This window comes from Polyangiaceae bacterium (assembly GCA_020633205.1).
Classification (GTDB): domain Bacteria; phylum Myxococcota_A; class Polyangia; order Polyangiales; family Polyangiaceae; genus JAHBVY01.
Window position 1 is genome coordinate 40,878 of record JACKEB010000010.1, and the last position, 23,688, is coordinate 64,565.

The 23,688-nt window shown below is 66.4% G+C and carries 22 protein-coding genes; 7 read left to right on the forward strand and 15 right to left on the reverse strand.

From position 1 onward, the window contains the following. Positions 1–55: 55 nt before the first annotated feature. From H6718_00320 to H6718_00350, 7 genes are all read right to left on the reverse strand, one after another. On the reverse strand, positions 56–385 hold the full coding sequence (locus H6718_00320) for a four helix bundle protein (protein MCB9583806.1): 330 nt from the start codon (positions 383–385) through the stop codon (positions 56–58). 539 nt (positions 386–924) lie between these two features. Next, positions 925–3,459, reverse strand: coding sequence for a hypothetical protein (locus tag H6718_00325; GenBank protein ID MCB9583807.1), 2,535 nt, complete (start codon positions 3,457–3,459; stop codon positions 925–927). Between the two features lie 29 nt (positions 3,460–3,488). Beyond that, on the reverse strand, positions 3,489–4,220 hold the full coding sequence (locus tag H6718_00330; protein ID MCB9583808.1) for a PspA/IM30 family protein: 732 nt from the start codon (positions 4,218–4,220) through the stop codon (positions 3,489–3,491). 53 nt (positions 4,221–4,273) lie between these two features. Next, the gene (gene lpdA, locus H6718_00335; protein ID MCB9583809.1) at positions 4,274–5,692 is read right to left on the reverse strand and encodes a dihydrolipoyl dehydrogenase; all 1,419 of its coding nucleotides are present in this window, start codon (positions 5,690–5,692) and stop codon (positions 4,274–4,276) included. A gap of 46 nt (positions 5,693–5,738) precedes the next feature. Continuing rightward, positions 5,739–6,833 (reverse strand): pyruvate dehydrogenase (acetyl-transferring) E1 component subunit alpha, encoded by a 1,095-nt coding sequence (pdhA, locus tag H6718_00340; GenBank protein MCB9583810.1) that lies wholly within the window; start codon positions 6,831–6,833, stop codon positions 5,739–5,741. Positions 6,834–6,989: 156 nt separating this feature from the next. Next, positions 6,990–8,030, reverse strand: coding sequence for a hypothetical protein (locus H6718_00345; protein MCB9583811.1), 1,041 nt, complete (start codon positions 8,028–8,030; stop codon positions 6,990–6,992). After that, positions 8,027–9,049 carry a HEAT repeat domain-containing protein gene (locus H6718_00350; GenBank protein MCB9583812.1) on the reverse strand — a complete coding sequence of 341 codons (1,023 nt, stop codon included), beginning with the start codon at positions 9,047–9,049 and terminating at the stop codon, positions 8,027–8,029. Before H6718_00350 ends, H6718_00345 begins: the two co-directional genes overlap by 4 nt. 93 nt (positions 9,050–9,142) lie before the next feature. On the opposite strand from H6718_00350, the gene H6718_00355 reads away from it, so the two are divergent. Further along, positions 9,143–9,751, forward strand: coding sequence for a VTT domain-containing protein (locus H6718_00355; GenBank protein ID MCB9583813.1), 609 nt, complete (start codon positions 9,143–9,145; stop codon positions 9,749–9,751). A gap of 20 nt (positions 9,752–9,771) precedes the next feature. Here H6718_00355 and H6718_00360 read toward each other — a convergent pair whose 3' ends face one another. From H6718_00360 to H6718_00370, 3 genes are all read right to left on the reverse strand, one after another. Beyond that, the gene (locus H6718_00360) at positions 9,772–10,569 is read right to left on the reverse strand and encodes an ABC transporter permease (protein MCB9583814.1); all 798 of its coding nucleotides are present in this window, start codon (positions 10,567–10,569) and stop codon (positions 9,772–9,774) included. Then, positions 10,566–11,507, reverse strand: a complete 942-nt coding sequence (locus tag H6718_00365; protein ID MCB9583815.1) for an ABC transporter permease — start codon at positions 11,505–11,507, stop codon at positions 10,566–10,568. The genes H6718_00360 and H6718_00365 overlap by 4 nt, the downstream gene beginning before the upstream one ends. A 122-nt stretch (positions 11,508–11,629) precedes the next feature. Further along, on the reverse strand, positions 11,630–12,373 hold the full coding sequence (locus H6718_00370) for a hypothetical protein (protein ID MCB9583816.1): 744 nt from the start codon (positions 12,371–12,373) through the stop codon (positions 11,630–11,632). Positions 12,374–12,529: 156 nt separating this feature from the next. Between H6718_00370 and H6718_00375 the strand changes: the two genes are divergently transcribed. The 3 genes from H6718_00375 to H6718_00385 all read left to right on the forward strand — a co-directional run bounded on the left by H6718_00375 (position 12,530) and on the right by H6718_00385 (position 14,642). Next, entirely contained in the window at positions 12,530–12,841 is a 312-nt protein-coding gene (locus H6718_00375; GenBank protein MCB9583817.1) for a YfhL family 4Fe-4S dicluster ferredoxin, read from the forward strand. A 117-nt stretch (positions 12,842–12,958) separates the two neighbouring features. Continuing rightward, entirely contained in the window at positions 12,959–13,585 is a 627-nt protein-coding gene (locus H6718_00380) for a hypothetical protein (GenBank protein MCB9583818.1), read from the forward strand. A gap of 127 nt (positions 13,586–13,712) precedes the next feature. After that, positions 13,713–14,642, forward strand: a complete 930-nt coding sequence (locus H6718_00385; protein MCB9583819.1) for a hypothetical protein — start codon at positions 13,713–13,715, stop codon at positions 14,640–14,642. Positions 14,643–14,779: 137 nt separating this feature from the next. On the opposite strand, the gene H6718_00390 is transcribed toward H6718_00385, so the two are convergent. The 5 genes from H6718_00390 to H6718_00410 all read right to left on the reverse strand — a co-directional run bounded on the left by H6718_00390 (position 14,780) and on the right by H6718_00410 (position 18,401). Then, entirely contained in the window at positions 14,780–15,325 is a 546-nt protein-coding gene (locus tag H6718_00390) for a hypothetical protein (GenBank protein ID MCB9583820.1), read from the reverse strand. Positions 15,326–15,382: 57 nt separating this feature from the next. Continuing rightward, positions 15,383–16,012 (reverse strand): dTMP kinase, encoded by a 630-nt coding sequence (gene tmk / locus H6718_00395; GenBank protein MCB9583821.1) that lies wholly within the window; start codon positions 16,010–16,012, stop codon positions 15,383–15,385. Between the two features lie 29 nt (positions 16,013–16,041). Beyond that, the gene (locus H6718_00400; protein ID MCB9583822.1) at positions 16,042–16,923 is read right to left on the reverse strand and encodes a pantoate--beta-alanine ligase; all 882 of its coding nucleotides are present in this window, start codon (positions 16,921–16,923) and stop codon (positions 16,042–16,044) included. Then, the gene (gene panB, locus H6718_00405; GenBank protein MCB9583823.1) at positions 16,920–17,816 is read right to left on the reverse strand and encodes a 3-methyl-2-oxobutanoate hydroxymethyltransferase; all 897 of its coding nucleotides are present in this window, start codon (positions 17,814–17,816) and stop codon (positions 16,920–16,922) included. Before panB ends, H6718_00400 begins: the two co-directional genes overlap by 4 nt. 132 nt (positions 17,817–17,948) lie before the next feature. Further along, the gene (locus tag H6718_00410) at positions 17,949–18,401 is read right to left on the reverse strand and encodes a response regulator (GenBank protein ID MCB9583824.1); all 453 of its coding nucleotides are present in this window, start codon (positions 18,399–18,401) and stop codon (positions 17,949–17,951) included. Between the two features lie 267 nt (positions 18,402–18,668). On the opposite strand from H6718_00410, the gene H6718_00415 reads away from it, so the two are divergent. Genes H6718_00415 through H6718_00425 form a run of 3 tightly spaced genes read left to right on the forward strand, consistent with a single transcriptional unit; the run spans position 18,669 to position 23,670 of the window. Further along, the gene (locus H6718_00415; GenBank protein ID MCB9583825.1) at positions 18,669–20,504 is read left to right on the forward strand and encodes a hypothetical protein; all 1,836 of its coding nucleotides are present in this window, start codon (positions 18,669–18,671) and stop codon (positions 20,502–20,504) included. A 29-nt stretch (positions 20,505–20,533) separates the two neighbouring features. Then, entirely contained in the window at positions 20,534–21,574 is a 1,041-nt protein-coding gene (locus H6718_00420; GenBank protein MCB9583826.1) for an AAA family ATPase, read from the forward strand. 17 nt (positions 21,575–21,591) lie between these two features. Further along, positions 21,592–23,670, forward strand: coding sequence for a hypothetical protein (locus tag H6718_00425; protein ID MCB9583827.1), 2,079 nt, complete (start codon positions 21,592–21,594; stop codon positions 23,668–23,670). Positions 23,671–23,688 lie beyond the last annotated feature (18 nt).

Consider the following 23,688-nt stretch of genomic DNA (forward strand, 5'->3'; position numbering starts at 1 on the left):
CGCCGTAGGGCGATGTCGAGGTCCTCAGCGCCGCTCCCGGCGCAGCTACGCCGCACTACGCTGGCCGCGTGAGCTTCCAGAGTACCGCGAGGATATGGTCGAGGCGTTGAAACAGCACCTCACAGTCCTGGCGCTGCAAGTAACCCCAGGCAAGCGCCACCTTGAGCGCGCTGCAAGTCTCATTCGCGGAGCCGGCGGCGCTCAAGTAGCGCTGGCGCCGCGTGCCTCCGGATGAGTGCTCTCCTTCACCGATGTTCAGCGCAATGCTCGAAGCGCTGCGCGCGATTTGATTGGCAAGTGAGCTATCGAAGCGCCGCAGCCTCGGCATCAGCGGACGCAAGAGAGAGATGACTTCGAGTGCGATAGTCTGAATTCGCAGTGACATAGTTCCCTTTCCGCCCCGACGGCGGGGCTCGCCCCCGAGGCCCCGACGCGGGGAGGAAAGGAGCGGGACAGCGAGCGGGACAGGGACAGGGGCTGGGGCTGGGATAGCGGTCGGGTCGGGGTCGGGGTCTGGGTCAGCGGTAGCGCCTGGGCCCAAGGCAGGGTGGCACAAAAACCCCGCGGAAACGCAGCAAGCGCCAGTGACAGGCGAAGCCTGGCACGCGCTTGCCCAAAGCCGAACGCAAAACCAACCGCCAAGACCCACCAGCAGCGGCCGCGCAAAGCGCGCCGCGATCACGCAAATCCGACAGCCCCAAAAACCAACCGCCAAGACCCACCAGCAGCGGCCGCGCAAAGCGCGCCGCGATCGCCAAAACCCAACAGCCAAAAGAAACCGGCCGGCAAGACGATCCCGAGAGCGGCCGCGCAAAGCGCACCGCGCCCGCGATCCACTCACAGCCGCCGACGCCGCCGCTGCCCCTGACCCACGCGCCGTCCCTACCCCGGACCCAGTCCCCGCCCCGGACCCAGTCCCTGCCCCTACTCCTGAATCCGCTTCACAACATCCATCCAGCGCGCCCCACTCCCCGCGTGCCCCGCAGTCTCCGTGAGCTGGGCAATGAATCGGGTACAGGCAAGCTCGCCGCGGCGATCTTCAGACTCCCGCGCATACGCCAGGCCACTGAGCGCCTCGAGCAACGCTTCGGCGCCGCGGCCTGCAGCGCCCAGGCCGATGGCGTGAGCTAGTGCCGCGCGGCAACGATCTCCGTTGGCCTGGTTGGTCGCCGACTCGGCGGCTCTGCGGAGCGATCCCAACGCCTCGAGCGCGTCTCCTTGGCCCAGCTTCACCAACGCATCCAGGCGGTCGGCCAAGCCAAGGTGACGCTTCTGCGCCCGCAGATCACTCGTGAGCTTGGACACCGCTGCCCAGTCTCCCCTGCGAATCAGCTCCGTCGCCTTCAGGGTCAGTTCGTTGCGGACCCCCGTCGTGGGCTCCTCTGCGGAAAGCTCCAGCTCCTCATCCGGGATGATGGAAATCGGCTTCTGCGCGTTCATCTGCTGGCTCGCGCGGGGAGGCAGCGGCGGCGGCCCTGGGCGCTTGACGCCAGGCGCAGCGGGCCTCCTGACGCCCGGCGCCGAGAGCGGCCCAGCGGCAGCGAACGCCAGCACATCGGAACCGGGCAGCTTCGGCGACGCGATGCGCGCAGGCAGCTTGGGCGGACGCGGGATCTGGGGCGGTGGCGGCGGGCGGGAATCCGACGGGAGCGCGCTCATGGGAATGCGCTGCTCTTCACCAAACAGATCCACCGGGAAGACGCTGGTCGACAGCCCACGACCACTCAGCAGGCTCGGATCCTTGGTGTCGCAGAAAGTGTCCAGGGCGTCCGCCGTGTCGCCCAGGTCCACAGCGCGGGCCGAAGCCGCCGCGCGGCGAGCCATGCGCGCCGCGCTCTCGAAGTCGCCGCCGAGCATCGCGTGAGCGGCGGCGCTAGCCGCACACAAGGGCCGGTTGTTGTTGGCGAGCACCACGGCCGCCGCGCGATGCCACGCGGCAACGCGCGCCGAGCTCAGCTCTCCGGCGATCGCCTCCCGGTGACTCGCGCTCGGAAGACACAAGAGCTCTGGCGAGGGGCGACGCAGCCAGCGGCTCGCCTCGAGTGCCCGCACCACCTTGTCGAACTCGATCGTTACGTCGCTCGCGCGCTCCACGAGCGCGCGCACATCGCCAGCATCCGCTTCACCGCCCAGCACCGCCAGGCCGAACAACACCGCGCGGGGCCCGGCCTCGAGATGACGCGCCCGCCCGGCGATCCAAAAGTCCGCAGGCTGGGGCTCACCCCTACCGGCGCGGCGCCGGCGCGATACCGCGCGATGATCCTCCCAAACCAGCTCGCCAGCCTCGAGCGCCTCCGCCAGCGCCTCAGACACCGCAAGCGGCTCCCCGCGCCCAAGCTTCGCGAAGCGCTCAGCCAGGTCATCGTCGAGCTCCCCATTCAACCAGGCACGCGCCAAATCGATGGCTTCCCTGCCCTCGAGCGCGCGCAGCTTGGCTTCCACCACCACGTTCAGGTCGGCGAGCGGTCCCGGCATCTTGGCTTCGGGGTGCGCCCGCACGATCAAGCGAAATGGCGTGTCTTCGATGGCCACGCGGATCGCCTCCAGGGTGTCGCTGTCGATGTCGTGAACGTCGTCGAGCAACATCGCCCCGCTGGGCCCACGCTCCGATGCAGGCTTGAGCCAGGCCCGTAGTAGCCCAGCGCAGGAGTCGAGGTCTAGGCCCTCACCCCCAAGCAAGCTCTCGAGGGACTCTGCGTGGGTTCCCTCGAGCACTGCGGGCGCTTGGCCCCGCGAACGAGCCTTCAACAGGCCGCGCCGGAGCGCCCCAAAGGGCTCACCCATCAGGCTGGGCGACAAACGCAAGACCCGCCCGGGCTCCAGCGTCCTGGCCAGTTCCCCGAGGAACCGACTACCACCCATCCCCCGCGCCGCCCGCACGATACCGAGGTTGCCCGCCGGCACCAACATCTCACCGAGCTGCGGGCGCCCAATCAAGAGCGGCGTCATCAGCTCGCTGACCATCGCCGCGAGATCACCGCGCCACGGGTGGTTCGTGTCGAGCAACAGACCCCGGACGCGCTCCTTACCGAGGGCTCGCAGTCGCCTACCGCGCGTCAACAGGTCCCCGGTGCGGATGGGGTCGAAGTTTGGCTCCACGAGCACTTCGCCTTCGCGGGCTATTCTTGCCAGTGCTTCCGCACGGACAAGGGCCGGCCCCCAGGAGAGCGTGTAGCCTGCGACCATCTCGTCGATGGGCTCTTGCTCGCCCTGGGCGATGCCGACGCCAAATGGCAGAGGATCTCCTGAGACTTCGTCGCTAGCGAACTCGATCGCATCTTCCGCCGCGTCGAAATCGAAGTCGAACGCCAGGGAGCGCGCGCCCCAAGCCACCACGTTGCCACCGCGAGCTGCCGCCCGCTTGGTCAACGCGCGCGCCGTTTGCAGGTGGTTTGCCTGTTCTGGCAACCGAACCTTCACTCGCTTGGAGTAGAAGCAAACGATGATGCGTTCCGACATGATGGGGAGAATTCAGACCGGGCAGCGCCTCATGTATCCACGCGAATACGCTTCTTGAGCTGCGCGAGCTCTTCATCGACCTCGCTCGTCACGCCGCCACTCGGAGACTTGGTGCCGGCTTCGAGCGCCCGGAACTTCGCCTCCACTTCGTCTTTGGTCATGCCACCGGGGCCCAGGCTGGGCGCCAACGCAGCCTCCACTTCGCGCTGGGCCGCGACGGTGGCTTCAACCGCCTCGAGTTGATCCTCCATGCGGCGGAACTCTTCGAACGCCCCACCGCCGACGCCGCCCTTGGTCGACGCCTGACCCATCTGCGCTGCGCGAGCTTGCTCGGCGCGGGCGACGATCTGCGCCTTCTTCGCAGTGACCTCTTCGAGCTTGGCTTCCATGCGCTCGAGCTCCGCCTTCATCTCGAGGGCGTTGGTGCGCTGCTGAGCGCGCAGCCCCTCGGCGCGATCACGCTCTCCCGAGAGGCGCTTCTTCTGCACCAGCGCCTCACGCGCCAGGACGTCATCGGAGTGCTTCACCGCAAGCTCAGCGCGCTTCTCCCACTTGGCGATCTCCGCGTCCAACTCTTCGACCTTGCGTCGCAGCTGCTTCTCGGCGGCGACGCTGCTCACCACCTCTTGGCGTGCCGCGCGCACCTGGTCGCGCATCTCGCCCAGCGTGAGGTCCACGGACTTGGACGGGTCGTCGGCGCTATCCAGCAACGAGTTGAAGTTGCTGGAGATCACCTTCCCCATGCGGTCGAAAATCCCCATGAGCAAAACCATGCCACCGCCCTCAGGGCGGGTCCACAGTCCTCGGCAGGGATTCAGCGGTTGACGATGTGGATCGCGTGGCCGAGCGCCGCCTGGGCGGCTTCCATCATGGCTTCGCCGAGGGTCGGGTGAGGATGAATCGTCAGGCCCATGTCCTCGGCGGTCGCCACCATCTCCAAGGCTAGCGCGCCTTCGCTGATGAGATCGCTGGCGTTGGGCCCACAGATGTGGATCCCCACGACCCGCCCCGTATCTTCGTCCAGCACCACCTTGGTGAAGCCGTCGGTCTCCCGGATGCTCATCGCCCGAGCCAGGGCGGCGAACGGGAACTTGCCGGCCTTGACCTTCAGCCCCTGCTCCTTGGCCTCGGCTTCGGTAAGTCCGACGCTCGCGATCTCGGGGTCCGTGAAGATGATCGACGGAACGGTCACCCAGTCCTTGCCAGCGCGCTTGCCCGCGATGACCTCGGCGCAAACCTCGCCCTCCTTGGTGGCCTTGTGCGCGAGCATGGGCGGGCCGCTCACATCGCCGATGGCGTAGATCCCCTCGACGTTCGTCTGGCACACGTCATTGGTCATCACGAAGCCGCGCTTGTCGATCTGGACGCCTAGCTCCTCGAGACCGATGCCCTTCGAGCGCGGGCGCATCCCCACGGCAACGAGCACGGTGTCGCACTCCAGCAGCTCTTGAATGCCACCCTCGCCACTCACCTTGACTTCAATCGTGCCGTCGGCGCGGCGGGTGAAGCCCTCTGCCTTGACGCCTGTCAGCACCTTGCCGCCGTGCTTCTTGATCTTGCGTTCGACCACCTTGGTGCACTCGGGGTCGGTACCCGGAAGGATGCTCGGGGTCAGCTCCACGATGGTCAGCTCGGCGCCGAACTTCTGGTAGACCATGCCAAGCTCGCAGCCGATCACGCCGCCGCCGATCACGACTAGCCGCTTCGGGATCTCCCGCAGGCTGACGGCCTCGCGGGCACCGATGATCTGCTTGCCGTCGAACTCGAAGCCGGGGATCTGAATCGTGGCGGAGCCGGTGGCGACCACGATGGCTTTTTTGGCCGTGAGGGTCTGCTTGCCACCGGAGCTCGTGACCTCGACGGTGTTCTTCGACGTGATCCGCGCGGTACCGCCGATGGCTGTTGCCTTGTTGGCTTTGAGCAACCCGCGCACGCCGCCGGTGAGCTTCTTGACGATGCCATTCTTCCAGTCTTGCATCGTGTTCACGTCGAGCTCGACGCCGCTCACCTTGATGCCGACCTCGGCGCCAGCGAGCGCCTTCTCGTAGAGGTGCGCGTTCGCGATCAGCGCCTTGCTCGGCACGCAGCCCCAGTTCAGGCACACGCCGCCGTACTCTTCCTCTTCGACGCAGGCCACGTTGAGCCCAAGCTGGCCCAAACGAATCGCACACGGGTAACCACCCGGGCCGCCGCCGATCACGATTACGTCGAACTCTTTCGCCGCGTCAGTCATGCGGCGTTGTTAGTGGCAAGCGCTGCGGGGAGCAAGCGCTGGCGCGTCAGTGCTGCTTCGGCGCGGGACCGGCCGCGCGCAGCTCCTCGAGCTGCTCTTCGAGGTGCCACGGGCGCGACGCGTACACGTCCTCGAAGATCGTCTCGGGGTCCGGCGGACCTGCGGCTTCCACCTGCTCAATCGCCGCTGAGAGCTCCGCTCCGAACTCCTGCTCCAAGCGCTGATCAAACGCGTCGTCGACCAAGCCGCGGCCCACCAAATAGCGACGCAGGCGCTCGACGGGATCCTTCTTCGCCCACTCCGCGACCTCTTCGTCGGACCGATAGCGCGTTGGGTCGTCGCTCGTGGAGTGCGCGCCCATGCGATAGGTGACGCACTCGACGAACGTCGGTCCGCCGCCACTTCGAGCGCGCTCCACCGCCTCGTGGATCACCTGATAGCAAGCGAGGATGTCGTTTCCGTCGACGCGCACGCCGGGCAGGCCGTAAGCCTGCGCCTTCACCGCGATGGTCTGGCTCGCCGTCTGCCGCTCTGTCGGCACGCTGATCGACCAGTGGTTGTTCTGGCAGATCATCACCGCGGGCACCTTGAAAACGCCGGCAAAGTTCAGCGCGTTGTGGAAGTCCGGCTGACTCGTCGCGCCGTCTCCCATGAACCCCACGGCAACGACGGGGTCGCCTTTGATCTTCGCTGCCCACGCCGCGCCCATCGCCTGGGGGATCTGCGGACCGATGCAACTCGACCACGACACCTGATTCACCTCACGCGCGCTCATATGACTCGGCATCTGCCGGCCCTTGAGCACATCGAGGGAGTTGCCGTAGACCTGCGCCAAGTATTTTACGAGCGGAAATCCCCTCACCAGCATGATCGCGCTCTCACGCAGCGCAGGGAACACCCAGTCCTTGGGGTCCGTAGCAAACGCGGTGGCGATGGGCGGTGCCTCTTGACCGGCGCACGAGCCATAGAAGCCGATACGCCCTTGGCGCTGCAGCATCACCATGCGCGTCTCCATGCTGCGAATGTTGCGCATGTGACGGTACATCCCGAGCAGCTGCTCCTGGCTCAGGCTGGGCTCAGCGCGAACCGTGCCGTCATCTTCCAGCACACGAAACAGACCCAGAGCAGGATTCGTGGTCATTCTGTCCGCTCTGTTAACACGACCGCGACAGCCCTGGCGAGGCCAGCGAACGCCCGGAGCCCAGCCCCGCGCTATAGTTCGGCTTCGTCAGTGCAACTGGCGCGAATGCCGGATTTTTCGGGGGTGAGGCCCACCGCATGCCCCCATGCTTCAGGCTTAAAGCAACATCCTGACCGGGTGTGCGCCGACGTGGCCATGCTCCAAGGCGCCGGAGTCGCTCACTAGGCACAGCGCGTCAGCGTTCGGTCGCTCGAGCACCACGCGCACCTTGGCGAGCTTCGAGTTCAGGCAGTCGACGCCGCCCCCCGTAGGGTTGTCGTAGCGCAGCCCCGCCGTCTCTGACTCGAGCGCCTGCACCTCGACCCGCAGCGCCGCACCGGATCGACGCGCGGAGAACACCCAAGAGGACGGCGAGCGCGCCTCCACTTTCCGCTGCCAGTCGAGGAACCCAAAAGGAATACTCAGGCCCTTGAAGCGCAGCACCGCGCTCCCCACTCGGCGCCCCGCGAGCAGCGGCGCGCTCACCGCCTCCAGCACACAGTCGAGCGACGCCCCGTCTTCTTCCCTACGGAACTGATTGCAGTGAAACCAGGCGTAGGTCGGCGTGTGACGACGGGACCAGTTGTGCCCCAACATGCCTCGCCAGCCGCTCACCACGACGCGCTCGCCAGCGACTTCGTACTCGCCATTGAAGCGCAGATCCGGCTGGTGGCTGACCAGTTTGCCGGTCGGCAGAGCATCCCCGTATAAGGCTGCGGGCAGCGGGAACAGCGGCTCGTTCAGCTCACCCGCGGCGAAGCGAAGCTCCCAGCTGAGCGCCAGCGAGCCGCTGTCGCCTAGCGGCAGCGCCCCCCGCAAGCCGACTTCACTCAGCTCGCACTGGCCGAGCTGGATCTGCGAGCCGCGTCGGAATGCCTGCCGAAGCTCGGGCTCCCGCAGTTGCCAGGCTTGCTTGGTCGCACGCGGCGGGTGCCCGCGCCGAAACGCCACTGCCCAGGCTTCCGCGAGCGTCGTCTCCGCACCTGGCCGGCGGGCGGCCGTGAGCTTGAGCCACAGCGCACGCTCGCCGTCGGGAGAGTTGAGCTTGGCGAAGTAGCTCTCCACCAGGGGCCCTGGGTGAGTCGGACAGCGAGGGGCCGCCGAACGTTTCCGCGCGGCTTCAACCAGCGACGCCTGGTCGCTCCCTGGGTCGCTCACTCGAGATCACCCTGAGCGATTTCTCTGAGCGCGTCGTCCACGGTCGCGGCTTCGACGGTTCCGCTGGATTTCAAGCTCTCCAGCTGAGCCCGGGCCTCTTCGAGGCGCGCCCGACCGATCGCCACCACGGCATGAGTGCGGGTGTCTCGGTTCCACGACTTGAGGCCTCGAAGCAGCCGTTCCTTGGCTCTGCCATCACCCATCAGCGCCAAACCGACGCGCGCCTGCCAAACCGCTGGGCCGCCAAAGAGCCCGAATGCTCGCCGTTCGAGGCCCGGGCGCGCAGCCTCGAGGCGCTTCGTACCAGCGGCGTCGACCGCCGCGATCTCGTCCTCCGGAGAGAGCTTCGAGCTGAAGCTGTTCAGCGCCTCGACCAGCACGCGCTCCGCAGCGGCTTCGCCGCGCTTGCAGAGCCAGATCGCCGCAGCGACCCGCACGTGGAGGTCGTCGTCCTTCAGCGCGCGTTCGGCCCTGAGCGCGATCTGATGGGGCAACTCGCGCTCATCGTAGCGTTCTTCGCACAACCGCAGGGCGATATAGCGGATCTGCGGGTCGTCATCCGTGAGGCAACACACCAGCGGTGCTTCGTCATCGGGCACGACGCGCGCGAGGGCGATCACCGCTTGGTAGCGCAGCTCCGGGGAGTCACTCGAGAACGCTCGACGCAGCTCCTTGGCCACCGCTGTATCACCTGGCTCTGCGAGCTCTCCCAACGCGACCAGCGCCATCTGTCGCACGCGTTGATTGCTGTCCCGCACCAACTCGAGCAACGCGTCCCGAGCGCCTTCCGCCTTTGCATCGGCCAGCGCGAGCGCCGACTCACCGCGCACCGCCGCGACCTTGTCGCTCAGCCCTTCGATCAGGGCCAGGGTGCTGCGCTCGCGCTCCTCTGGATCTTCCGAGGCAGCGTAGCGCGCCAGGTCTCGGGTCGCTTCAATCCTGACCAGATCTCGGCTCGCGCCTCGCGCGTCGCGAACCGCGGCGTTCAGCGTTCTGGGAAGCGGGCGGAATCCGAGCACGGGCTGACGTTAGCCGACGCTCGTCCCGGGGCAAGTGACCCGCATCTGCTTTCTCCAGTTGCCAACCAAGCGACCTCCTTCCAGAGTCCCGCGGTGCACGCGCCGCCCTCTGAGCGCACCCCTCACCCCCGACCGCCAGACGACGCCCTGGACAGCTACGTCCGCGCGAGCCTGTGGAAGGCGTTCATCGCGCTGGTGATCTTCGTTGGGGCGATTGGTCTCGCCAGCGTGCTCTTCAAGGAGCAACTCAGCGTCGCGGCCCATGTGCTGCACCGCGCGCTGGGTGTGCCGGGGCTATGCCTGATCGTCTTCGTCTGCGATTCCCTCACCGCGCCGTTTCCGCCGGACGTAGTGCTGGTCATCGTGGCGAAGAGCGATCTGCGGTCGTACGCTTGGAGCCTGGTGCTGCTGTTCGGCGTGGTGAGTGCGGTCGCAGGCAACGCCGGCTACTGGCTAGGCACTCGTATCCAGAGCTGGCCCCGCGTCGCTCGTGTGCTGGTGCGCGCGGGAGCCAAGCCCCAAGCCTTGGTGGAGCGCTACGGCAGAAGCGCCGTCGCCCTGGCCGCCCTCACCCCCATCCCGTTCTCCATCACCTGCATTTTGGCTGGACTACTGGGGATGCCGCACTCGCGCTTCTGGCCGGTGACCCTGCTGCGGATCCCGCGCTTTTTGCTCTACTTCGCGCTCATCTACTGGTTCTAAAAATTTCCGCACAGCATTTATCAAAGCCCTTGGTTGATGCGTCGGCGTAGGCCCTCGCTCGCCAGCTGGAGGGAGCCGCTCACGCACAGCACGCTCAACGCTCCCACCGCCAACACATGAGGCGCCCTCAGCATGCCCAAGGTGCCCTGCTCGAGCAGGCTACCCAGGCTCACGCCATCCGGAGGACCGAGGCCAACGAAGCCGAGCGCCGTCTCCCCGATCACGACTCCGGCGGCGGCGGTGCCGAGCTGCACGGCGACCGGACCAAGCAGATTGGGGACCACGTGGCGGAAAACCACACGGAAACTCGACGAACCAAGCGCGCGCGCCGCCTCCACGAACTGGGACTCGCGCAGGGTCCGCGTCTGGGCGAGCGCCAGACGTGCAAAGGGAGCCCAAGCAGAGATACAGAAGACCACCCCGATGTGTGTGCGAGACGGCACGCGCACCGCGGAGAGCACCGCCAGAGCCAAGAGGAAGGTGGGAAAAGACTGCACGAGATCGCAAGCGCGGAGCGTCCAGCGCTCCACGGCACCGCCGCGCAGGCCCGTGCTCGCACCCAGCGCCGTGCCGGTGACGAAGCCGAAGCAAGCCACGATGGCAGCTAGCACCAGCGCGCGAAAGGTCGCATGGGCGGCCAGGAGCCCCAAGTCGACCCCCGCATCGCCGAAGCCGAGCCAGTGCTCACTGCTCGGCGCTGACCAGCTCTGGCTCAAATGCAGGCGCGCCGGCTCCCCACCCACGCCGAATACGATACCGCTCACACAGACCACAAGCAGCGCGAGGGGCAAAAACTCCAGCGGACGCCGTCGTTTCACGTTCTTCCCCGCGGATCCACTGCGGCTTGAAGCAAGCCGGCAGCGGACTGTGCGATGACGAACAGTAGACCCGCCGCGACCACCGAGGCTTCGAGCACCGGGATGTCCCGCGCCGCGTACGCGTTGAGCATCAAGCTCCCAAGGCCTGGGCGCTCGAACAGGCGCTCGAGCACCACGGCTCCACCGAGCAGCGCGCCAAGCTGGGCGGCCACGACCACGGAAATCGGCGTCGACGCGACCGGCAGCGCGTGCACCACCCAGACGCGCCACGGCGAAGCGCCCTTGGCGTGAGCCACATCGAGGTACTTCGCGCGCGCCTGGTCGAGCAGCGCAGCGCGCCCAATCCTTGCCACCTGAGCCGCCAGTGGCAGCGCGAGGAGTCCGCTCGCAAACAGCAATCCGGAAGCCCCGCTTCCGGGGTCGCCGGGCAACGGCACCCAGCGTAACCGCACGGCAAGCACGAACGTGACGAGCGGCGCAAACGCCAACAGCGGCGTGGCGGCTACCAAGAGCACTCCACGATGCACCCACTCCCGTCCGCGCCCCAACCAGGGCCCGACGCTCAGCAACGCCGCGCCGGTGCCAAGCACACTGCCCATCCCCACCGCCGTGCCAGCGAGGGCAGCCGTCGGCCCCAGGGCGCGCCCAACCTCCGAGAACGCTGGCACGCCAGGCCGCGCGAGGGAGTCACCCAGATCGAGGCGCAAGAGGCCCCACACGAACTCGAGGTACTGCCGCCAGAGCGGCAAGTCGAGGCCAAGCTTGCCACGCAGAGCTGCACGGTCCGCAGCGCTCGCCGTATCCCCAAGGATCAAAGCCGCAGGATCACCGGGCAAGAGCCGCAGCGCCAGGAACACGAGAGAGGCCAGGACGAGGAGCACTCCGAGCGCTCCCAGCCCTCGCCCCAACGTTCGGGCGGCGACTAGCGCGACGGCCATCGAGGGCCCCGTCCCCGCAGGGTCTTTCCCTAAGGAAACATCCTCTGAAGGTGGCGGAGCGGAACCAATAGGCTCTTCAGGGTCGGGCGCCTCACCCGCACGCGGGCTCGCGCCTTGCCCGCTCATGTCCCGCCGGAAGAACCCCCGGCAGATGCCCCAGAAGCTCCGCCTGCACCGCCGCTTGCCCCGCCTGCGCCACCAGCAGCGCCCGCGCTTCCAGCACTGCCTCCGGCAGACGTGCCAGCACTGCCTCCGGCGGACGTGCCAGCACTGCCTCCTGCGGACGTGCCAGCACTGCCTCCGGCGGACGTGCCTGCACTGCCTCCGGCGGACATGCCAGCACTCCCACCGCTCGCGGATGCGTCCGGCACGTAGGTGCCCGCGTCAGCCAGGGGAGTCGGAGGGGTGCCGCCTTTTTCACCGCTGCAGATCGCTGGGCTCTCCCCGTTGGGCTCCGCGACGGATTGATTCGCCAGACAGACCTTCGCGGTGGTCTTGCCGTCTTCGATCACCACAGCGCCGTACGAGTTGCCCTCTCTGCCTACTTCGACACACCCGTACCCGCCTCGGCAGTCGCCATCGCCGCTACAAGGGGCCATGCAGAAAGGCCGCTGAAAACGGTCGTTGTCGGCCTCGCAGAACGCCCCCGAGAGCGCGTTGTGAAACGAAACGCAGACCGAGTCGTCGGGGCAGGTCCCCGGCTCACAGTTGAAGATCGTGCAGTAGCCGCCGGGCTGACTCGTGTCGCACAGGCGGTCCCCCACGCTGGAGCAGTCCGTGGAAACCACGCAGTCATCACCGATCTCCGGCGAGCACGCGGCGCCAAGCAACGCCACCACCAAGCTCCAAGTCCGCACACGAGTCATGAGCCGCCGTCTTCTAGCCGGATCTTCCCCAAAGCGCTCATGCTTTTGCTGGCCTTTTTTTTCACGAACCCGCGACCCTTCGCCACTACGGTACGAGTTGACAGTATCGTTCACGCTCCATAGAACTACGCGCGTCCACCACCACGAAAGCAATCCATGGCTACTCACATCACCGAAGACTGCATCAACTGCGGCGCCTGCGAGCCCGAGTGCCCCAACGAGGCCATCTCCGAGGGCGACGAGATCTACGTCATCGATCCCGAGCTGTGCACCGAGTGCGTGGGTTTCTACGATCATGAGGCGTGTCAGGCGGTGTGCCCGGTGGAGTGCTGTTTGCCCGACCCGAATCGTCGGGAGGACGAGGGTGAGCTGGCCCAGCGTGCGTTGCGCCTGCACCCCGAGGACGGCGAGCTCAAGGGACGCGTGGACTCTGGGGAGTTCCCGTCACGCTTCCGCAAGACCGCCTGAGTCGCCTGAGGCGGCCACCTCGGCGCCCGAAAGCAAAGCCAGCGGCGAACAGCGCGCTTCACTAGACCGGCCTTCTCACCGAAGGTCGGTCTCTCGCTATGCGCTTCCCGCCGCTTCTTGAGCACGGCGACCAACGAATGGCGCGAGGAAGCCTTGCCTAAGCAGGGCTACGCGAGCGACCGTGTGCTCACCGTGCCGTACGCCCCTAGACCGCCTTTCGTCGCTTGGCCTGAGCAGTGGTCGATTAGGGACGGCTACACCTGGCTCACACCTCACGGCTCCGCGATCGTGACCCAGCTCAACGCGGAGTTCGTGGAGCCAGAGATGGTGCATTCACTCCACGACATCCTGGATGAGCTGCTGGAGCGGGACATACACAAGCACTTCCCGAAGCTGTGTGTGCTTCACGATTGGCGGGCCATCCGCAAGCTGCCGAAGGAGGCGCGTCAGGCCTGGACCGAGCGAACCCGGCGCCCTGGAATGCCACTCAAGCACCTCGACGCGTTCATCGCAGTGGGGAGCGGCCCCCTGGCCCGAATGGCTCTTCAGACAGCGGCGCTCACCATTCAGCTCGCCGTGGGCCAGACGCCAGCCCGCATCGTTGACGATCCACAAGAGGTCCTCGATCGGCTCGCCATCACGCCACCTTCCGCTGAGTTTTTCAGGCGTTGGCAGGTCAGCCCTGAAGCAGCGGCTGAAGGTGCGACACGACGCGACTGGCAGCGCCGCGATCTCAACCGGTGAGCCTGTCCTCAGGCCAGGCCAGGGCATTCACGCCACGACGCCCTCGCGGATCCTCCCAGAACGGAAAACACGTCGTATTTGCAGAACAAACCTAGCGTCCACCAGTAGTCGTACTACCCTGTCTGGCGTGCGTGCTTGGTCCCTCAACCAGCTTCAGCTGCTCGCCCTCGCTGGCGTCGCGTACTCGGCCGTCGCTTGCTCGGCATCGGTGACCAGCGACGCGGGAGAGACCAACGAAGAGCTGGGCGTCACTCGCGGGCTCGTGCGCATCGAGCGCAGCACGACGCTCGAGCCAGACGGCGCACGCGCCTATGCACTCGCGCGCTTCGCCAACGTGTCCAGCGCCAACCCGGATCGCGTACTCGAGTTGCTCCAACTCACCAACGCACTCCCCGATGTTGGCCAGTGTTTCGAGGCAGACGCTGAGAGCCAGCCCGCGTTGTCTGGTCTCGGTCGCGTTGAGCTCTTGGAAGCCGGCGATGTCACGGTGGCTGCCGCCGACCAGTCGACGCTCCTCGCCCCGCGTGCTTTCCCCACGGTAAAGGACCTAGTTTCCGGTGTGGTCTACTCCACTCGGGATCAGGCGGCCGACCCACTGCCTGCGGCGGCGAGTTACCACATCACCTCTTCGGGTTCAGCGCTACTTCCGCCGCTGGACATCACGGCCGATGCGCCGCTCCCTCCTACTGGGGTGCGGATGACAGGGCTGAACCTCGGCGAGGTGGACAACCTCGACTTGAGCCACACGGTGACCGTCGCCTGGGAACCCGGCGAAGACCAGGATCCCGACTATCGCGACCTGGTGGTGTTCGAGCTGACCGACGGCGTCTCAACGTTGCTTTGCGGCTTCGACGACCTCGCGGGGCGCGGGTCCGTTCCCCAGCGTGTGCTTCAGAACTCGGCGATGGGCCTCGACACCACTCGCAGCGAAGCCAGCGTCGCGCTGCACCGGGTGCGCAGCGTCCCGTTCACCTCCGACGGCTTGGACGAAGGCGAGATCCGCTTCGATTTCGAAGTCCGCTCGCGCGTCCGCGTGATCCGCACCGCAGCGGAGTGACGCTGGCGACAGCCGTGGGTGCCCTCTGTTGGGGGTGCTGCGCAGGTCCTTTGGGGTAGCCGCGGGTTCTTGCAGGTTTGGGGGTGAGGCGCGGCGGTTTCAAGCGACACCGACCGCGAACCGCCGTGCCAGCAGGCCTAGCTGTGTTGAGTCGCTGGCGCCTTCGCGCCGGTGGTCGGTTGCTTCGAGCCGGCGTCGCGAGTCACCGGAGCCTTTGGGGTACCGTCAACGGATCCTCGCGGAATAATGCGATAGCTCAGGCTGCGGCGTTCGCCCCGTCGCAGGTACTGCACTTCGAGCTTCTCCGCCTGCTTCAGGCCTTGAAAGACCTCGAACGCTTGGTTCTCGCGCTCGATCGGCTTGCCGTTGACCCGCAGCACGACATCACCAGGGCGCAAGTCGACATCGTCCCAAAAGCCATCGCCGTACAGCTCGACGATGCGAAAGCCCTGGAAGCGACCGCTCGCGTCGAAGCTTGGTGCGAGATCGACGCGCTGCAGGAAGTAGCCCAGCCCCTGGTCAACCGTCTCGTCCACGGACTCGCGCCACAGCGCACCCTTCGGCGGCTTCGCCTCCTTGGCGGGCGCTGCCTGGGCAGTCGCCTTGGGGTAGTCGGCCGCCGGCTCACTGCCGCCGCAGCCAACCACTGAGAGTCCCAACGCCATCAGCAAGATCGTACGCATCCAAGCGGGCCTGCCATGGCAACGCCGGGTTGGCCAAAATTTGAGAGCTTCGGGCCCCTAGATCTGCAGCTCGCTCCGAACGACGTCCCGGATCAGCACCGCCGTCTCATCAATCGCGCCATCACCCGCCACGTGCACCAGCTTGTCTCCTGGCAGGAGCGCCTCGGCTTCCAGGTACAGCCGAGCGAGGCGAGCCTGGATCTCGCGCTTCTCGAAGAGCTCTTCGGCGCCTCCCCGGCGCCCTCGACGCTCTTCCGCGACCTCGGCGGATACATCGAGGACAATCGTGAGATCCGGACGCATCGCGCGCGCATTCAGCTCGCGGATCCAGGGCACGACTTCGGCCCCGCCCGGAGCAGTCGCCGACTGATACGCAAGGCTCGATAAGTCGTAGCGATCGCTGATGACGATCGCACCGTCCTGGAGCGCCGGCAGGATCAACGAGTCCAGGTGATCCAGGCGGTCCGCCGCGAAGAGCAGCGCCATCGTCGACCACGCGAAGGGACGCACGGTGTCGCCATCGGCCACCATCAGCCGCCGCTGCAGCACCTGCCGAATCAGGCCACCGACGGGTCCGCTCGTCGGCTCACAGCTCGTGCGCACGTCTTGCCCGTCTTTCCGCAGGGCTTTGGAAAGCAACTTGGTGTGGGTGGTGCTGCCGCTACCGTCGATACCTTCGAGAACGATGAAGCGCCCAGGCAGGCCGTGTGAAGAACTCAAGCTTCCTCCGCGATCGGCGCCGGGTCTTCACCCAACACCGCGTTGTCGATCAGGCGAGTCTGACCGCACTTTGCCGCGACCGCCAAGACGGCGCGATCCCCGCACGATTCCTTGACGGAAAGCGGCGCGATCGTGTCTGCGTCCGCCAGGGTCACGTAGTCTTGCTCTAGACCCGAGTCCGCAATGCTTCCCTCGACCATGTCCACCAGCACGCCCACGCTGCGCTCTCCGCGCTGGTGCGCTCGCACCGCGCGCGACAGGCCGCGCGCGATGCCAAGCGCAGACTCGCGCTGTTCTTCGCTGAGGTAGGCGTTGCGTGAGCTAAGCGCCAGGCCATCTGGCTCCCGCACCGTGCGCTCGCCAACGACTCGCACCGGGAGGAGCAAGTCCCGAGTCATGCGCTCGATCACCTTCAGCTGCTGGTAGTCCTTGCGACCAAACACGGCCGTACAGGGACCGGCCACCGCGAACAGCTTGGTCACGATGGTGGTGACGCCCTCGAAGTGGACCGGACGCGAGCGTCCACACAGCGCCTCGGTGAGGCCACTGACGCGAACGCGGGTGCGCTCCCCCGCTGGATACATCGCTGTGACTTCAGGCGCGAATACCAAGCTCGCGCCGGCGCTCTCACATTTCGCGACGTCCCCGGCTAGATCCCTGGGGTAGCGGTCGAGGTCTTCGTTCTGGCCGAACTGCGTGGGGTTGACGAAGATCGTGACGGCCACCACATCCGCGAGTTCTCGCGCGCGCTCCACCAGGCGCAAGTGACCACGGTGGAGGGCGCCCATCGTCGGCACGAGTCCGAGGCGCCCGCCGCGCCGCACGTCATCACATGCGGCGCGGAACTCATCGATCCCGTGGATTACCTTGATCGTCATGTCTCGTCACTCGCGGGGCCATAAACGGGCACCGCATCGGGGACCGTCTTGAGAGCGCCCGTGGGTTCACCCAAAGTCCTGGGCTTCGCCATACCGAAGCAGTGCTCTTCCGCGGGGAACTGACCGTCGCGAACCTGGCTCACGTAGGCCTCGGTCGCGCTACGGATCTCCTTGCCCAGCTGTGCGAAGCGCTTCACGAACTTGGGCTTGATATCCTCGAACATCCCGAGAAAGTCATAACAAACCAGCACTTGGCCGTCGCAGTCGGGCCCCGCGCCAATTCCAATAGTGGGGATGTCGACGGACTCGCTGATGCGCCGCCCCAAGTCAGCAGGCAGGCCCTCCAGCACGATGGCGTACGCTCCCGCCTGCTCGACGGCTTTGGCGTCTTGGAGCACCCGGCTCGCCGCATCCTCGCCCTTGCCCTGCACGCGAAAGCCACCCATGGCATGGACGGACTGGGGGGTGAGGCCGACGTGCCCCATCACCGGTATCCCAGCGGAAACGATTCGGGCGATCGATTCAGCGACTACTTGTCCGCCCTCGAGCTTGACGGCTTCCGCTGCACCCTCCTTGACGAGACGACCCGCGGCCTCCAGCGCCTTTTCGCTGGAGACCTGGAAGCTCATGAACGGCATGTCGAGCACGAGATGAGCGCGCTGAATGCCGCGTGCAACGCTACGGCCGTGGTAGCAAATCTCCTCGAGGGTCACGGGCAGCGTGTTGCCCATGCCCTGTACCACCATCCCCAAGGAGTCGCCGACGAGCAAGACGTCCGCACCTCCTTCGTCGAGCAAGCGCGCGAAAGTCGCGTCGTAAGCCGTGAGCATGGCGATCTTTGGACCCGATTGCTTCCGGCGCCGGAGCTCCGGAACGGTGACCTTTTGATTCATGGCAGACCTCTGGGGTTGATGTTTGGGATTTCAGCGCTTGGAGCGTGTACACGTCTCCCTACGCTGGGAGGTCGCTACCCCAGACCTGCGCGGAGGCCAAGCGCGGACAGGGGTCCCGCGACGAGTGCGCGATCAGCGGTCGGAGCGCCGGCGAGTGCCCGAGCTGTGGACCCCCGGCTCGGCGACGCCACCACCGTTGACGGCTTCGGCGATCACCGGGGCGCGCGGAGCTCCGAGGTTCTCGAGCACGACACGCACCAACTCCGACATCGGCGCAAGCTTGTCGACCACGGGCCCAAGTGCCCGGGCGTCCTTGCGCAACTTGTCGTCACGCGACGCAGTGAAGAAGACGCACGTCTTCGCGCTCCCATTGCTCAAGAGCTGACGCGCTAGTTCGACTCCCGAACCATCGGGCAGGTCGATGTCCATGACCACCACGTCGAAGGCTGGGTGCTCCGTGACCGCAGCGGCAGCGCGCTGAACACTCCCCACGCGTACGACCTCGTGTCCGGTGCTGCGGCGCAGCGCAATCGCGACCACCGTTGCCAGCGGTGGGTAGTCTTCAACGACCAGGACCCGAGTCACCGAGTGAAGTCTAGCGAGCGTTTGGCGTGGGAACAGCTCCGATTCTGCCGATCGAAGGGATTGTGCGCGGGCGCACCCGTGGAAACGCGAGGTTTCGACTTCGCTGAGGCACGCGAGCGCTCCCAGGGCCGATCGGCGGAGGCAACGGGTCAATTCAGCGGAGCCCCGGCCTGGATGTGGCGAAGGAGCGCAGATCCGGTGCAAAATTCGGGGAATCCCCTGGTCATGCCAGGGCTTTTAGCGAGAGAGCACGTAAGATAGGGCGACATGCAGAACCAGGGCGGGAACGAGCCGAAGCAGTTTCACGACCGCTTCGAGCGTTGGGCTGGGAAGGTGCGCAGGCGCATGCTGATGTCGCGCGCTTTGACGGGCCTCGCATACGGACTCCTCGGCGGCGTGGTCGTCGCGGGCGGCGCTTGGTGGCTGCGCCAGAGCACCCTGAGGCCTTGGGCTGCGGCGCTAGGGCTGGTGGGTGTCGTGGTTGCGGTTGCCTGGGCGACGCGCAAGCGCTGGTCCGATCGAGACATTGCCCTCTTCCTGGACGCTCGTCTCACTGGACACGAGGTGATTAGCACCGCGGTCGAGCTACGCAGTGAGGCCGAGCGCAACGACATCGCACGCGAGCTGGTAGTCAAGCAAGCCGCGCGGAAACTCGAAACGTCTGACCCCAAGCTCGCCCGGCCACGGCTCTTGATGAAGCGCCACGGTTTGGCCCCGCTCGCAGCGATTGGCATCGCCTACTTCAGCACGATCGGGTTGCCCCCAGAGCCCCCCTCCCCCCCAACCCCACCTGGAGCGGAGATGGTGCAGGTCGAGGAATTGAAGGGGCTCGAGAAGATCATCCAGCTCGAGAAGCTGGACGCCAAGGACGCTGAGCAGCGCAAGCGCCTGGACGCGATCGCCAAGGAAGCTCGCAAGCTGCGAGAGGACTTGAAGAACGGCCTCGAGAAGCGCGAGGCGCTGGCTAGGATCGCCAAGCTACGCGACGAAATCGCGGCGGAGAAGATGGCGCATGGAGACGCCAAGAACCGCGCCGGCCTGGAAGCTGCGCTGAACAAGCTCAAGCAAAACAAGAAGACAGAAAGCGCCGCAAAAGCCCTCGGCGAAGGCGACCTCACTCAGTTCGACAAGGAGATGCAGAAGCTCGCCAATCAGGCTGAACAGGCTGATCGCGACGCGGCGAAGAAGGCCTTGGAAGAGGCCGCAAAGGCGGCACGAGAAAAAGGCGCGGACGACGTCGCCAAGTCACTCGAGGAGCAAAAGAAGCTGTTCGAAGAGCGCAGCAAGGGCGCCGAAGCGCTACGTGAACTTGGCAAGCAGCTCGACAGCAAGCTCTCACCCGAAGCCAAGAAGGATCTGCAAGAGTTTGGCGACAGCGGGGACCCTGCCGCACGGAAACGCCTGGCCGATGCACTGGGCAAGGCGCTCGAGGGCATGAGCGAGGCAGAGCGGAAGCAGCTCGCAGAGAACCTGGGCAAGCAAATGGAAGCCCAGGGCGACGCGATGACGCCCGAGCAAATGAAAGATCTGGCGGACGCCCTCAAGGACCCTGCAGCGCAAAAGAAGCTGGAAGAGGCCCTGAAGGAGCTCGGGCAGCCTCCGGGGAGCGGCGACGCCAAGCGCCAGGAAGGGCTGGACGACGCGGATCGCGGCGGGGGCGAGGCGCAAAAGGGCCTTGGCGCTCCAGCTCCGGTACCGGGCGGAAAGCCTGGTGACGGAGGCAAGCCGGGTGGCGGTGACGGCAAGGGCGACGGCAAGGGCAAGGGCAACCCCGGCCCTGGCAAGGGCAAGAACGGTGGCAAGGGCGACGGCAAAGGCGGCCCCGGTAGCACACACGACGAAGGCGAAGGCGACCACAAGGGCAGCACCGATCGGGTAGAAGGCGGCGACCTGCGCTCGAAGGCCAACACCAAGTGGAACAAGGGCGGCGGCCTGCACGGCGCGACGCTCGGACGTTCGAACGCCTCCGGTGGCGGAGAGACCGCGAATCAGAAGGGCAGCGGCGCCCTCGGGAAGGTCGCACCCCAAGAAATTGGCGGAGTGGAGCGCTCCGAAGTTCCGGAAGAATATCGCGAACAAGTGGGACGTTACTTCCAGCCGTAACCCGACAACCCCTGCTACCGTCCGGAGCAATGACCCAAGCAGAACCTACTGATCTGGAAGCTCGACTGGGCTTCGCCAGGGAGGCGTCTGGCCGCCTCCGCGACGCCATCGGCACCGTCATCGTTGGACAGTCCGAAGTCGTCGACCAAACCTTGTGGGGTCTCATCGCAGGTGGCCACGTGCTCCTCGAGGGCGCTCCCGGCTTGGGCAAGACGTTGCTGGTTCGCACACTGGCGTCCTGCCTCGACCTCGGATTCAGCCGCATCCAGTTCACGCCGGACTTGATGCCCAGTGACATCACGGGAACCAACGTCTTGGTCACCGATCAGTCTGGCGGCGTGACCGGGCGCTTCCAGCTCCACAAGGGGCCCATCTTTGGTCAGGTGATCCTCGCGGATGAGATCAACCGCGCGACGCCCAAGACGCAAAGCGCGCTGCTCGAGGCGATGCAAGAGCACGCGGTGACCATCGCCGGCACTCGCCACAAGCTGGACGAACCATTCTTCGTACTCGCGACGGAAAACCCCCTGGAAATGGAGGGCACGTATCCCCTCCCCGAAGCGCAGCTCGATCGCTTCTTGCTCAAGGTGATGGTGCCAAACCCGAGTGAAGACGAGATGACGGGCATCCTCACGCGTACCACTGGCCACGCGATGAATGCGCCGTCTCAAGTGCTTGGGGCGACTGACGTGATGAGCCTGCGAGCTCTCTGCCGCGATGTCGCCGTGGCAGAGCCCGTGATTCGCTACGCCGCGCGCTTGGTCGGCGCGAGCGGACCGGAGAGCGCGGCCGCACCTGAAATCGTCAGCCGCGCGGTGCGCTACGGAGCGGGCGTGCGTGGTGGGCAGTCTCTGGTTTTGGCGGCAAAGGCGGTGGCACTGCTCGAAGGCCGCGCCCACGTGGCATTTGCTGACATCCAGCGCGTGGCGCTGCCGGTGTTGCGTCATCGCATCATTCGCTCCTTTGAAGGCGAAGCCGACGGTGTGACCACCGACGACGTGGTCAGCGAACTGCTCAAGGCAGTGCCTTCGCGCCCCGAACCGGTTCAACAGGCGGTCGCTGCGCGGTGAGATTGTTTCCGCGTGGCATGAGCTGGGCGCTGTGGTGCCTGGCAGCGGTCTTGCTCTGCATCACGAGCAACGTCAGCGTGGCCCTTGCCCAGGATGCGGGTGCCCCGCTGGCAACGACCCCCGCTGCGCCACCGACGCTGATCATGACGGGAACCATGACGCTCGGAGACCGCACCCCCGCGGTGGAGGGCTGGTTCAGCGTTTCCGTGACGCTCGAGAATGTCACCGACGAGCCAGTGGAGGGCGATCTCGAGCTGAAGGTCGAGGCCACCTACGCAAACTCCCAGCTCAAAGTGCGCGCCCCGCTGTCGGTCGCTGCCAAGAGCCGGGTGAGCATCGAGCTACCGGTACACGGCTTCAACAGCAGCGCGCCGGAGATGACGTTGACCGCCTATTCCGAGGCCGGTCTGATCCTGGCGCAGCTCGAGATTGGCTCACCCATCGGCCTGAACCCGCTGCTGATCGACTTGGAGCAGCCCAGCCGCATTGCCTCAGGGATCCGCGGCAAGGGGATGTACGCGGACGACAAGCCGTATGGTGTGAACTCGGGGGATCCCATCGTGGCCGTTGGCACGCCCGCGGTGTCCAAGGGTGAGCTTCAGCTGCCCACACGTGCCGCGGGCTACGCCAGCGCCACCTTGCTCCTCGCGCGCAGTGAGACGCTCGCGAAGCTGACAGGACCGCGGCTGACTGCGATCTCCGACTGGGTGCTCGCCGGCGGCGCGCTGGCAGTAGTGGTCACGCGCCCCGAGGACATGCGGGTCGGCCCGCTCCCGCGCCTCACCGGCGGCGAGCTGACCAAAGGGGAAGCGCCTCGCGAACTTCAGCTCACCGCCCGCTTCAAGATCCCCAGCGGCAGCAGCTACAGCTACGGTGGGACTGCCGGGCTGCTAGAGAAGCCTGCAACCCCGAGCCCGACCACCGTACGTGAGTTCGCCGTCTATTCGGGCGGCAACCTTCGACCCAGCCCCTGGGGCAGCTCCGCGAGCTACGGTCTCGGCGAGGTGCACGTGCTGGCGTTCGACGCCACTCGGTCCCCCGAAGTGGATGACGAGTGGGTGCAGCTCAAGGTTCAAGACCTGATGCGCCACGCGTGGAATCGCCGCGACGCGGAGGTCTTCCCCCACGCGATGCGGTCCCTCGATGAGCGCCGCAGCGACTCGGTCCGCCGTCAGCTCGATCCGAATGAGGGCACACGCTGGACGGTGGTTATTTCGGCGTTGTTGTTGCTCGCCTACTCCGTCATTGCCGGCCCCGTAAACTTTTTCCGCTCGGCAAAAATTGGCAAGCCGCTCCGAGCCTTCGCTCGCCTGCCGATCTACGCGCTGGGCACTTCGGTGTTGATCATCCTGCTGGGTGTGGCGGCCAAGGGGGTCAGCGGGCGCGCCCGGCATCTGAGCTTGATCGAGGCCGGCGCTGGCATGACTCGAGCGCCAATCACGCGTTTCCGAGGCTTCTACGACTCGAGCACTCGCGCCCTGAGCGTGAGCGGCTCGTCCCGCGAAGCCGTGCTCGATTTGGCGGGCTACGACGCTTCGAAAGCCGAGCGTGAGCTCGTGGTGGACCGCGACGGCCTCCGCATCGACGGCATCGAAGGCAAGCCGTGGCAAACCATCGTGATCCGCGAGGATGATCTGACGGATCTGGGCGGGGGGCTCAGCGTCGTCCCAACCGCTGGCGGCGCCGACGTGGTCAATCGCTTGGCGCGCGATCTCGTGGGTGTCGTGGTGAAGCTTCCGGGTCAGCCCGCGCGCTACTTCCCCAAGCTCGCGGACGGCGCGACGCTTCACTACTCCGATGGCACCGCGCTTCCCCCCCGCGTGGGCTCTGGTGGCAGCCTGAGCAGCAAGCTCTCGTGGCGCAGCGACCTCCACAGCGAGTCCTTTCCGAAACAAATGAATCGCGACACAGACGGCGCCCCCGCAGCGTGGAAGGCAATCGACGACAGCGTGCCTTCGTTGGATTGGTGGCCAGACGACGTCCCCGTCGTCCTCGCTCAGTTTGATGGGGGTGAGGGCAAGACGTCAGACTCCGGCCTGCGACTCGAGACCGATCGTGTCCTGATCCGTGTCGTCGGCTGGGGAGGTGCACCGTGACTCAAGCGCTCGAAGGCG

What these genes read in the sequence shown, in the direction of transcription:
- H6718_00325 (MCB9583807.1), bottom strand. Translation starts at nt 3,459, where the DNA reads ATGTCGGAACGCATCATCGTTTGCTTCTACTCCAAGCGAGTGAAGGTT.
- panB (MCB9583823.1), bottom strand. Translation starts at nt 17,816, where the DNA reads ATGAATCAAAAGGTCACCGTTCCGGAGCTCCGGCGCCGGAAGCAATCG.
- H6718_00390 (MCB9583820.1), bottom strand. Translation starts at nt 15,325, where the DNA reads ATGCGTACGATCTTGCTGATGGCGTTGGGACTCTCAGTGGTTGGCTGC.
- H6718_00420 (MCB9583826.1), top strand. Translation starts at nt 20,534, where the DNA reads ATGACCCAAGCAGAACCTACTGATCTGGAAGCTCGACTGGGCTTCGCC.
- H6718_00400 (MCB9583822.1), bottom strand. Translation starts at nt 16,923, where the DNA reads ATGACGATCAAGGTAATCCACGGGATCGATGAGTTCCGCGCCGCATGT.
- H6718_00365 (MCB9583815.1), bottom strand. Translation starts at nt 11,507, where the DNA reads ATGGCCGTCGCGCTAGTCGCCGCCCGAACGTTGGGGCGAGGGCTGGGA.
- H6718_00320 (MCB9583806.1), bottom strand. Translation starts at nt 385, where the DNA reads ATGTCACTGCGAATTCAGACTATCGCACTCGAAGTCATCTCTCTCTTG.
- lpdA (MCB9583809.1), bottom strand. Translation starts at nt 5,692, where the DNA reads ATGACTGACGCGGCGAAAGAGTTCGACGTAATCGTGATCGGCGGCGGC.
- H6718_00330 (MCB9583808.1), bottom strand. Translation starts at nt 4,220, where the DNA reads ATGGGGATTTTCGACCGCATGGGGAAGGTGATCTCCAGCAACTTCAAC.
- H6718_00415 (MCB9583825.1), top strand. Translation starts at nt 18,669, where the DNA reads ATGCAGAACCAGGGCGGGAACGAGCCGAAGCAGTTTCACGACCGCTTC.
- H6718_00375 (MCB9583817.1), top strand. Translation starts at nt 12,530, where the DNA reads ATGGCTACTCACATCACCGAAGACTGCATCAACTGCGGCGCCTGCGAG.
- pdhA (MCB9583810.1), bottom strand. Translation starts at nt 6,833, where the DNA reads ATGACCACGAATCCTGCTCTGGGTCTGTTTCGTGTGCTGGAAGATGAC.
- H6718_00370 (MCB9583816.1), bottom strand. Translation starts at nt 12,373, where the DNA reads ATGACTCGTGTGCGGACTTGGAGCTTGGTGGTGGCGTTGCTTGGCGCC.
- H6718_00425 (MCB9583827.1), top strand. Translation starts at nt 21,592, where the DNA reads ATGAGCTGGGCGCTGTGGTGCCTGGCAGCGGTCTTGCTCTGCATCACG.